This is a genomic window from Microcoleus sp. (genome assembly GCF_049646505.1).
Lineage (GTDB): Bacteria > Cyanobacteriota > Cyanobacteriia > Cyanobacteriales > Microcoleaceae > Microcoleus.
Window position 1 is genome coordinate 1 of record NZ_JBARVX010000035.1, and the last position, 10,877, is coordinate 10,877.

Sequence of the window (10,877 nt, forward strand, 5' to 3'; positions counted from 1 at the left end):
GGATTACTTCACAAAAGATACGATCGGCAAACAGATCGTTCGGTCTGCTGATAGTGTCTGTGCTAATATTGCTGAAGGAAGAGGTCGTTATAATGACTCCCGATAATCGGCGTTTTGTAAAAATTGCCAGAGGCTCTTTGTACGAAACAGTAAACTGGTTAAGATTAGCGTATGCTAGACAACTTATCACAAGCGAAGAAGTAAGCAAATTTAAACCAATTGTTGATAAATTACTACCAAAACTTAACGCTTATTTGAGTTCCATAGGACACAGGGAATAAATTACAAAAAAATCCCAATTCCCAATCCCTCCGCTTCGCGCTCGCCCAATTCCCAATGCCCGATGCCCGATGCCCGATGCCCGATGCCCGATGCCCGATGCCCAATGCCCCATGCCCAATGCCCAATGCCCTATGCCCAATTCCCAATTCCCAATGCCCAATTCCCAATTCCCCATGATTAATTGTCAAATTCCTACAGGATTAATTGTTTCTTGTCAAGCACCTGCCGATTCGCCGCTGCACGATCCGATCGTCATTGCGGCAATGGCTCGCACCGCTGTCAATCGAGGGGCTGCGGGGGTGCGGATTGATTCTCCGGCTCACGTGGCGGCGGTGCGAAAACAGGTATCGGCTCCGATAATTGGGATTTGGAAGCAGCAATTGCCGGGATGCGAGATTTACATTACTCCTCGGTTTGAAGACGCGCGGGCGATCGCCATTTCTGGAGCCGATATTATCGCCGTTGACGCTACTTTGCGAAACCGTCCTGCTGGCGAAGAGTTAAAAACGTTAATCGATCGAATTCACAGCGAATTAGGAAAATTGGTGATGGCGGATGTAGACACGATCGAAGCTGCGATCGCGGCGGCCCGAGCTGGTGCAGATACTGTCGCAACTACTCTTTTTGGCTACACTCCCCAGACGCAAAGTTTCTCGCCCCCCGGATTTGATTTGCTAGCCCAAATGGTAGAAAAGCTTAAGGTTCCAGTTATCTGCGAAGGCGGAATCGCCGGGCCAGAAATGGCAAAGAAAGCATTAAACTTAGGAGCCGCCGCTGTAGTTGTCGGGACAGATATTACTGGAATTGACATCAAAGTGACAGCCTATAAGTCGGTGATTGGGAAGTAAGAAGGAAGAAGGAAGAGGGAAGAAGGGACAACTAAGAAGGGAGAAAGAAGAAGGAAGAATGTGTGGAAATATCGGGCGATTTCGATCGCCCTTTTTCTGGGGAAATTGCTAAATCAGCGCGCTATTGATAAAACTGCTAACTGCTGCCAGGGCGATCGCCCCCAATACCGCGCTCCACAGGCCCATCCGCAGGCGAAATCCTTCCACTAGCTTCGCAGCAGAGGCAAAAACGATCGCGTTCATCACAAAAGCAAAGACGCCGGAAAGCAATCCCAGCGTCAGCAAGTTCGGCACGAAAAAAACTGCTTTCAAAATTGGCAAAATTAAAACATTCAACAATCCCAACACCGCAGCGGAAATTACGGCTTTCGGTGTGCTGTCAATTTCCACACCGATTGGCAGTTGAGAAATTAGCAGCAAGCTGCTGCCCGTCACCAGCCAAGCAATCAAAAAATCGATCGGTTCCACAGCGCCCGTACCTCCTTAAAATTTGAATTGTCATAAAAACTTGATATTTAAAAGCTACTTTAATCACAAAATCTGGCAGATTCGTCTGCCTACCGGTAGAATTTATGTCTGTAACTAAAGAGTGAGAAGTTATAATGGTTGCATCTTCCGTCAAATAATCCGGATGGCAACCGTATCTACCTGTTAGTTGGATAAAAAGAGCAGATTAATTAATATGGCTGGCGATTTTTCTTTTAACTCTAAAGTCCGATTCGACAAAAATGGCTTTGATAATGCAGGGCGGCAGCGCAGCCGATCGTTCCAAGTGATGGTTTTTATGCTGGTAGTCACTACTTTGGTGACGCTGCCGGTATTTCGTCTCGCCGAACTGCAACTGGTACAAGGAGCTTACAACCGACAGCGGGCGGAAAATAACCGCATTCGCCCTGTTTCTGTCGCAGCGAACCGCGGTCAAATTTTAGACCGCAACGGCAAAATTTTTGCGGCTAACCGCGTATCTCGATCGGTCTATCTGTGGCCAAAAGAGCGATCGGTCAAGGAGTGGCAAGAAGTCGCCGCTACACTCGGCCCGATCGTCAAACTTCCCGCGACCGAAATTCTCAAAAAAATCGATGAAGCAGGCTACAAATCTGCCCTCCCAGTGCGAATTAGTAAAAATATCGATGTCGGTACTTTCGTCGCCTTGGGAGAACAAGCTAATACTTTGCAGGGAGTTGAAATTCGCGCCGAATCGAGCCGAGACAATCCCAACGAGCAACTAGCAGCTCACCTTTTGGGATACGTCGGCGAAGCTACTTTAGACGAATTAAAAGCTAATCCTACATATCCGATGGGAATGATCGTCGGTCAGATGGGAGTTGAAAAATTAGCCAATAAAACTTTAGAAGGCGTTTGGGGAAGCCGTTTGATCGAGGTGAATGCTAAGGGCGAGGAAATCCAAGATTTAGGTGTAAAAGATCCTGTTCCCGGCAAACCCGTGCAGCTAACTTTGGATTTAGATATGCAGAAAACTGCAGAAAAGGCTTTGGGCGATCGCCTGGGTGCAGTTGTGGCGATCGACGTGAAAACCGGAGCGATTTTAACAATGGCTAGTTGGCCTACCTTTGACCCCAATATTTTCACCCGCAAGGTAACTCAAAAAGAATGGGATCGGCTCCAAGGGCCAGAAAAACCGTTTTTAAATCGGGCTGTTCAAGGCTATCCAGTCGGCAGCACTTTTAAGATTGTAACTTCTGTAGCTGCGATCGAGTCGGGCAAGTTTTCTGCTGACTCGACTGTGAGCACTTCTTCTTCAATTACGATCGGCGGAATTACCTTTAACGAACACAGCGGCGGTTACGGCGTTATCGGTTTCCGCGACGCTTTGGCCTACAGCAGCAATACATTTTTTTATCAAATAGGCATGGCTGCAGGACCGGAACAAATGGCGAAATGGGCTAAGGAAATGGGCATTGGCGGCACGATTAACTTAGACCTTTTGGGGTTGGATGCAGCCAATCACGGTCAAGTTCCGATCCCAGCAGAGAAACAGAAAATGTACGGGGAAGATTGGTATGTTGGCGATACGGTAACAATGTCGATCGGTCAGGGTTTGGTACTTTGTACTCCCCTAGAATTGGCAGTGATGGTATCAACTATTGCCAACGGCGGTTATCGAGTGCAGCCGCATTTGTTGGCTTCTCAAACCAATACGCCCATCACTAAAAAAATTAAAACTGCTATTAAACCTGCTACTTTAAACGTCGTTAAACAAGGATTGATTGACGTGGTGAAAAAAGGTACAGCCCGCGCCATGAATGACGGTACTATTCCTTTAAGTGCTGGTAAAACTGGAACTGTGGAAATGCCCGGTTATCCTGACAATTCTATGTATGTAGGTTTTGCTCCCGCTGACAAGCCGGAAGTTGCGATCGCAGTTATTGTTGAAGGCGGCGGATTTGGTTCAGTTTCGGCGGCACCAATTGCTCAAGAGGTATTCCGAACCTATTTTAAAAAGCAGGGTTTTAAACCTACTAATAAACCTTTCTAGTCATTAGTTAATTGTTGACTGTTGATTGTTCATATTTGGTGGTGTAGGGTGCGCGAGGCGCACCTTTTTGCTGTAAGAAATAGGATCGCTCCTGCGTGAATAAAGTATGATGGATAGTGTAAACATAAAAGACCTTTACTAGGATAGCTATGGACGCTGAAGAATTGCTCAGACGCTATGCCGATGGCGAGAGATATTTCTCGGCAATCAGCTTAGTCGATGCCAATCTAGCAAACATGAACTTAAGTGGCATCGAGCTCAGTGGTGCTGATTTGAGGGGTGCTAATTTGAGAGAAACCAATCTCAGCGGAGCCCATCTAGCTCAAGCTAACCTGATCAGTGCTAATCTCAGTCGCGCTAACTTAAGTAATGCTTGCTTAGAAGAAGCTGACCTCAGTGATGCTGACTTACGAGAGGTTGACCTGGAAGGTGCTAATCTCAGTCGCGCTAATTTGTGGGGAGCTGATTTGAGTGATGTTCAGTTGATTGATGCTAATTGTACCTCGGCAGATTTTAGCATGACATTCTTGGTTGACGCGAATATTGAAGGTGCTAACTTTCAGGGAGCGCAGATAGATACCGCTATTTTCCAAATGCAAAAGATGCTGTTTACAGATATCATCAATCGTTATGCGGCTGGGGAAAGAAATTTCAGCGGCTTGATGGTAGAGAGTCCCAATTGCAGCCGGGAACGCAGGTCTTGGGAGCTCGGACAATTAAAAGGATTGGATTTGAGCGGTATTATTTTGCGTAATAGTAGTATCCAAGAGCTCGGACCCTACATGAATGGAGTGATTTTGCGGGGGGCTGACTTGACTAGGGTTGATTTCGATCAAAGCAATTTTGAAGGAGCAGATTTTAGCAATGCTATTTTGCGCGAAACCGGTTTCTTCCAATCAGTTTTTGCCTATGCCAATTTGAGCGGAGCCGACTTTACGGGAGCTGGGTTCGCTGAGGGGAGTTTTTGGTGTGCCGATTTCAGTAGAGCCAAATTTAATAAGGCAAGAATAGGCAGTTTCAGCTTTATCTCCAATAATTTGACGGAGGCAACCTTCAAGGGAGCTAGATTACACAGTGTTTATTTTCAAAAAGCCAAGTTGACCAGAACTGACTTCCGGGAAGCCGACTTCGGGGTGAAAGATGATATATTTGGGGTCGAATTTCGAGATTGCTATTTTGAGGAAACCCTGATGCCCGATGGCAGCGTGCGAAACAATAGCTAAAGTAAATAGACTTCTCCTCAAACGTGAGTTCGACGGTCAATCCGACGGGAATTGCGATCTCAATAAAGTCTATTTTAGCCAGAATGTGAGCTATTGTGGAAGAACCTTCTGCACTTTCTTGAGCCTTTCCTTAATAGCAGAATTGGGGATATTAGAAACAAAATCGTATTGACTGTCTGTCGATGTTCGCTTCTGCGAATCTGTGATGCCACGAGTTGATAAAAATTTGCTCCCGAAGTAAGTATTTGCTGTTTTTCAAAGATTGAGTTATTTTAGTAGTATCAACACTTTTATTCTCAACAGATTCTAGGAATAAAGTCATGAACGAAGAAGAAGAAGCAGAATGGATGAGAATATGCAACAGTAGAAAACAGTTGTGGTTGGAAGAAGTGCTGAGGCGCTATGAGGCTGGGGAGAGAGACTTTTCTTTGATTAAAGTGAAATTGAGCAACGAGCAGTCTAAGGAGCGCTACTTAAGTGGAGTGAACTTGAGTGGAGCTAACTTCAAGGAAAGTGACTTGGAATCCCTGGTTTTTTACGGACAAGGAATCAATTTTAGTGGCTCAGATTTGAGCGACCTTGACTTGGCCTACGCACATTTTGAAAATGCGGATTTGACTGGGGCTAACCTGAGCGGAGCTTGTCTGTGGCGGGCTAACTTTGGCAGAGCGGATTTGACTGGGGCGAATTTGACTCAAACCGATTTGCAGGAGACTAAGTTTTACGACGCGAATTTGAGTAGAGCAAACTTAAGTGGAGCAGAGATGATTAAAACAAGTTTTGGTGATGCTAACTTAACCGATAGTGATTTTAGGAATGCTAAGTTTAAAGATAGAGTTCGTTTTTCTCGGACTGACTTGACGAGAACTAACTTTTTTGGTACTGAGTTGGATCTGGATGAAATTAGAGGTAACAAATCTGAAATGGCTATTTTTACAGACGCTTACTTTAAAGATACCATCATGCCTGATGGCACTATTTGGAACAGTGAAGACTAATTCGTAGCTACTATAGCACGTCTAAATGAATTGTATAATCTTGGTAAGGGTAATCCCCCCTGAAGAATCCCGTGATTGTCAGGGCCGACTCTCTTGGCATCGCCCCTACATATCTATACAAATGATTTAGACGCGCTATAGCGATCCTAAATCATTTGGATAATTTTTGTAGGGGCAATCCCCCCGTGGTTGCCCTTAGATGCTGGGGTAGGCACGGGGCACTACCCCTACAAATCCTCATGAATGATTGAGGATTGCTATATATCAACTAATTACCTACCCTCAGCAAAAGAGGAAGTTAGTTTAACCAGGTTTTTGGGGAAGAAGGGATATGTTTTTTTTCATTTTGTCCTTGCTGTTAGGGTCTTTAATCTGAGAAAGAAAGTCATATCTAAATGAGTCACCAGATTTTTCTAAATCTGCATTAAGTCTTTCTTCTAGCTTGCCAATGGGAATTAAACGCTTTTCCCAGCCCAAGGTATTATTTTTGACTATAATATTTCCCTTGGCATCTTTTGTCGTGTAATCTAGGCTCTTCTGAATTTCATAGGAATTGTTCGGCATCCAAAAAGCAAAGTAATAATCTGGCTTGTCAGATGTTGAATTTGGCTTGAATCCCAGCACAACTTTCCAGAGAGCACTAGGAACTGTTATCGTTCGAGTGCCGTCCGCTGTTTTGAAATTTTCAAAAGAATTGGGATTATCCTTAAGTGGAGCTTCCACAACTCTTCCTCTTTCGTTTAAAACTGTCACAGTAGGAGGAGTAGAATATTTTGTTAACTCTCCACCACCAGCACCGTAGACACCAGAAGAGATATAGAACTTATAAGGTGTTGGCTGTTTTTGTTCATTTTTAAGACGCGCCAAATCCTGTAGTTTCTTTTCCAAACCGCGCCAAGCCCCTTCATTTCCCTTGGAATCTTGAGGAACAATATTCGTAGTTAAGAAACTAGCATACATATCCTTTGTGCTTCTATTTCGGTCGTTAGAAGCACTCATGTGTCCCCGTACTGGCCAGAAGATAGCTGGCTTTTCAAGATTAAATACCTTATACTCGTCCTCATTATAGTTGATTTGACTATCGAACTCATAGTCTTTATTAGGAACCTGGTAAAAGGAACTATTTAAATCGGGGTCTACCGCAAACTCACGAGGTCTGTCTTTACTTTTAATATTTCCTGGCCATGAGCCATCGAGAACCCAACTAACCCAGTTAGGTGTATTTTTTTTGCCATTATAGGAAACAGTGTACTGTGGCTTCTCTATCAAATAGTTATTTTGATAGGTATTATTAGTCAGTAGGTCAGTTCTTGCTGTAGTTGGATTGCTAAACCTCAGCGACTCGCTTTGGAAAAAGACATTATCTAGATATACCGGAATAGATGCTTTGCTATCGAGCTTGAATTCAACAGTTGCTGGTTGACCGCGAAGTTTTTCTGGTACATCCACAGAGAAAGATTCAAAGCCTTTTATCCCGTAATCTACTTTGTATTTATCTGTTAGGTAACTAGCCGGAGCTTTATTACTGTCCGTTTGATTTTCAGCTTTTTGAAGAGTTATTGTTTGAGAAAACGGTTGAATTGATGGATCTGATGGTCGAATAGTCACATCAAGCGTACCTTTAGATTTGGCCTTAGAGCTATTGGCAATCTTTGGTGCGTGCAGATCGAATCGAAGAGCACCCCAATCGGGTACAACAAACCGATTGTGAACAATTTCCTTCACCCCGCTGCTTTCTAACTTAAAGGCATAGTTTGGTTCGCTGTTCCCTTGGATAAGTTTTACATCTTCCAAACTTTGAACTAAATCAATATTTGCGGATTGACCGTTGTGGAACGACCACCCAGGTAGACCCTTAGACAAAGGAGTTCGAGTCACTCCCTTCGGATCGAAAACAGCATCAAAATTCCCATTAAACAAAGTAGGAACCGCCGCGTCTCCTCGCATCCTGGCATCATAAGTATTGTCAAAATCTAGCGGGATACGCTCTACATTTGTTTTAGGGCGCGAACTGTAACCGCCACCCATAGCCGAATAAAACCAGCCCGTACCAATCCCTTCCCAAGGAGCAGCATCTGCATCGTGTTGGAATTTGCTTTCCGGCGTATACCAAGGGCTAACGCGAGCCGGGCCTGTCAAAACACTATTGCTAAATGAAAAGTCTTTATCGAACAACTGTTCCCGATATCCATCCCCTCGCCGACGAAATACAGGATTAACTTCTAAGTTTTCATTGGACGGAAAGTTAGTTGGAAGCAAGTCGGATGTTCCTCCGTACCAACTCACAACACGTCCGTGTACACCTCCAGTTCCAAAAATAGGATCTGTTTCCCTCGTAAACCCAGCACGGCTTTTATTATAATCTGGGTTACTTTTATTAGTTCCCAACAAAACCGGCAAATCTGGTTCTCCTAATAGCTTAGCCTGAGAATTGGGATTTTCTGACCTCCAACCTTCTCGTGGAAACTTAACTCCTGGAGCCGTTGTCTTATCCTCAGTAGACGGTAGATTGGGAATATCGCGACCTGCCGGCGTAAGTGTACCGCTCAATAGATTGGGAACTGTTTGATAGTAATTGTCGGCAAAAGTAACATTTTTCCACACCTGAACTTTCGGTTCGCGGAAATCGCTGAAATCCCCTAGTGGCACCTTTAGACCCGGTTGCTTGAAATCGTGGGGGTCTAAAGTTGTCATCTGAAGGTCGCGAGTACCAGAGTTGGGTTTGCCGCCAGCATCAGGAAAATAAGTACCCAAACGCTGAATAATTTCGCTGTTAACAACAGTACCCCGACTGAAACCAACAAAGTGCAGCGGTGAATTGAAAAGTGCGCCTTGTTTAGCCGTGCTAGTTTCATCCTTCAACACTCCATCCAACTGCACGAGGGAAGTAAAGAAAGCATCTGCTGCCGCTTCTGTGAAGCCTGAATCAGGAACTGCCGATTCATTATTTTCTGACCAGTTATTCAGCAGGACTAACGGTTGTTTTTTCGCAAGGTATGGAGCTATATAACTTCCCAGCTTAGTCAGATAGTTTGGGTCGGTTTTGGGATTCAAACCTGCTTGGAAGTCTGGGGAAACTGCACCATATTTGTTAATTGGAACCCAGTAACCTGTAGGCAGGTCGTACTTCATCATCAAACCGCCGCCGTCGATACCTGCATTGGCAATGCTATTACCCATTTGGTAAAACTCTGAAGGAATTCCCGGCTCGTTAAAAAATGGAGGTTTAAAGCCGTGGGTCAGCACGGTGACGCTGCTGAAGGTATCGTCACCGTTGAGGGCTGGCGGTAGCGGCGTCCAGAAATTACCAAACTCCTCGTTGCGTTTTCCTTCTTTATTCCAAGCTTCAACAGCCCAATTGTACTCCTGGCCAGCAGTCAATTTGAGACTGGGAGGAAGTGTAAAGCTGGTATTTGTTCCCTGAGTAAATGTTTGACCGCCATCGAAAGTCCACTTGCCGATATTGTTGCTATCTTTCTGCCACGTCGCAGTTAAAATGCGGTTGGGGTTGAAATCGTTTTCTTGACCGTGGTAAGAAGATGTGTTCCAAGGTTTTGTCAGTAAACCTAACTGCTGCGGTTTGCTCAATCCTTGGTCGGAGAGAAATTTGTTACCGTTAGGGTCGGGTAAATCAACTACTTTATCCCACGGCAACAGTCCCTCACCTTCGTCAAACACGCTGACGAAGAGATTAACCTCTTCAATGTCCTGAGTAGGTAGATTGTCAAAAGTCCATTGGAACTTTGGGTTAAGGGGATTTTCTGAAGTCTCGCTAGTATCCAGAGGTTCAATTAAATCCAGCCAATCCAGCGGTGTCGCCGCCAAACCGCGAGGGTTAGTCACAGAAACGGGAGCTTTCTTACTTCCCGGCGGCACGCCGTAAGTATATTGGTTGTTCGCGTCGGTCAGAATCTGAAAATCAGCAGCAATACTAACCGCTGGATTAATATTGTCAATTGGTATCGCTGACAAGTCAGCAACCGTAGCAGTTCGTGCCGTAGCGCTGTCAAACAACGGCAGCCCAACACCCCGACCTTTGGCATCTACTTGGAATTGACCGGGGTTGGTCAATGTTTTGACAAATTCCTCCACATCAAAAACATAAACTTTGCCGCCAGCACCGCTTAAATTTGGATAGGAAGCGTAAAGAAACTTGCTATCACTTGACAGCGCTAAGTCGGTAGCGAATCCATCTGGAATTGGTCTAGTTCCCGCCATTAATTGCGGATTTGTCAGCGGGTCTTTGATAATGCCGATGTTGCTGCCGGCTCGCGGGTCTCCATCTACGCTGGGTAGTTCTTGACCGAAGAATTTCGTGTCGGAATTGCGGCCGACAACAAAGGCATAACTGGCATCCGGCAGTACCGTTACCGCGACTCCCTCATTTACATCAAAATAATCGTTAGCAGAACCCAGCCCTAAATTTGTATATTGGGTGGTAGCAGCAAAACTCACCGGGTCATTATTCGTAATGTCCAATACTCCAAATCCGTTGCTATCTTTGCCACTGTTCGTGAATGTCATGGCTAGCGGATTGACGGTGCTTGCTATTCCTTCTAGCCCTTCATCTGCTGTGATGCTTCCGATTAATTGATTCCACTTTTTGGGGTTCTGACTGGGGTCGCTGGGTCGGTCTTTGGGGTCGATGTTAACGGCGTAAATCTTGCTGTTCGCGCCGTTTGGTGCGGTAACAAATAGTTTTTTGCCGTCGCTGCTAAGGGCTATTTGCCGCAAACCGTTTGGTGCTGTACCGACTGGGATGGTTTGGGTGACTTGGTGATAGGTTGGTGAAAATGGGTTGATGTCGAGAACGTAGATGGAGTTGCTGCCGATTTTTCCGTCTGCGATGTAGGCGTATTGGTCGCGGGGGTCTATGACTATCGATCGACCTTCTGAACCGCTAGGCAAATTTATCGGATTAATACCAGCGGTATTCGGCTGAGTGTCAATCTGCTGCCGCGTCATCGGATCGACCACAGCAACGCGCCCTGAGCGATCCATTACTACATAAGCACGGCTGCCATCACTG

General features: G+C 45.3%; 7 protein-coding genes and 1 pseudogene. 5 read left to right on the forward strand and 3 right to left on the reverse strand.

The annotated features are described in order from the left end of the window. Positions 1-281: pseudogene (locus tag WBA89_RS02240) on the forward strand (four helix bundle protein); the annotation flags it as partial. On the opposite strand, the gene WBA89_RS02245 reads toward WBA89_RS02240, so the two are convergent. Further along, on the reverse strand, positions 251-457 hold the full coding sequence (locus WBA89_RS02245; protein WP_424403678.1) for a hypothetical protein: 207 nt from the start codon (positions 455-457) through the stop codon (positions 251-253). The pseudogene WBA89_RS02240 and the gene WBA89_RS02245 overlap by 31 nt on opposite strands. Here WBA89_RS02245 and WBA89_RS02250 point away from each other — a divergent pair. Then, entirely contained in the window at positions 456-1,130 is a 675-nt protein-coding gene (locus WBA89_RS02250; protein ID WP_424403680.1) for an N-acetylmannosamine-6-phosphate 2-epimerase, read from the forward strand. The two genes, WBA89_RS02245 and WBA89_RS02250, sit on opposite strands and share 2 nt — an antisense overlap. A gap of 108 nt (positions 1,131-1,238) precedes the next feature. Here WBA89_RS02250 and WBA89_RS02255 read toward each other — a convergent pair whose 3' ends face one another. Then, on the reverse strand, positions 1,239-1,598 hold the full coding sequence (locus tag WBA89_RS02255) for a phage holin family protein (RefSeq protein WP_424403682.1): 360 nt from the start codon (positions 1,596-1,598) through the stop codon (positions 1,239-1,241). Positions 1,599-1,812: 214 nt separating this feature from the next. On the opposite strand from WBA89_RS02255, the gene mrdA reads away from it, so the two are divergent. The 3 genes from mrdA (at position 1,813) to WBA89_RS02270 (ending at position 5,848) form a co-directional block, all read left to right on the forward strand. Continuing rightward, positions 1,813-3,627, forward strand: coding sequence for a penicillin-binding protein 2 (mrdA, locus tag WBA89_RS02260; protein WP_424403684.1), 1,815 nt, complete (start codon positions 1,813-1,815; stop codon positions 3,625-3,627). Between the two features lie 149 nt (positions 3,628-3,776). After that, a complete protein-coding gene (locus WBA89_RS02265) occupies positions 3,777-4,850 on the forward strand; it encodes a pentapeptide repeat-containing protein (RefSeq protein ID WP_424403686.1) in 1,074 nt (357 codons plus the stop codon). 320 nt (positions 4,851-5,170) lie between these two features. After that, positions 5,171-5,848, forward strand: a complete 678-nt coding sequence (locus tag WBA89_RS02270; protein WP_424403688.1) for a pentapeptide repeat-containing protein — start codon at positions 5,171-5,173, stop codon at positions 5,846-5,848. A 303-nt stretch (positions 5,849-6,151) separates the two neighbouring features. Here WBA89_RS02270 and WBA89_RS02275 read toward each other — a convergent pair whose 3' ends face one another. After that, positions 6,152-10,849, reverse strand: coding sequence for a DNA/RNA non-specific endonuclease (locus WBA89_RS02275; RefSeq protein ID WP_424403690.1), 4,698 nt, complete (start codon positions 10,847-10,849; stop codon positions 6,152-6,154). Between the last annotated feature and the right edge of the window lie 28 nt (positions 10,850-10,877).

What these genes read in the sequence shown, in the direction of transcription:
- WBA89_RS02270 (WP_424403688.1), top strand. Translation starts at nt 5,171, where the DNA reads ATGAACGAAGAAGAAGAAGCAGAATGGATGAGAATATGCAACAGTAGA.
- mrdA (WP_424403684.1), top strand. Translation starts at nt 1,813, where the DNA reads ATGGCTGGCGATTTTTCTTTTAACTCTAAAGTCCGATTCGACAAAAAT.
- WBA89_RS02245 (WP_424403678.1), bottom strand. Translation starts at nt 457, where the DNA reads ATGGGGAATTGGGAATTGGGCATTGGGAATTGGGAATTGGGCATAGGG.
- WBA89_RS02265 (WP_424403686.1), top strand. Translation starts at nt 3,777, where the DNA reads ATGGACGCTGAAGAATTGCTCAGACGCTATGCCGATGGCGAGAGATAT.
- WBA89_RS02250 (WP_424403680.1), top strand. Translation starts at nt 456, where the DNA reads ATGATTAATTGTCAAATTCCTACAGGATTAATTGTTTCTTGTCAAGCA.
- WBA89_RS02275 (WP_424403690.1), bottom strand. Translation starts at nt 10,849, where the DNA reads ATGGATCGCTCAGGGCGCGTTGCTGTGGTCGATCCGATGACGCGGCAG.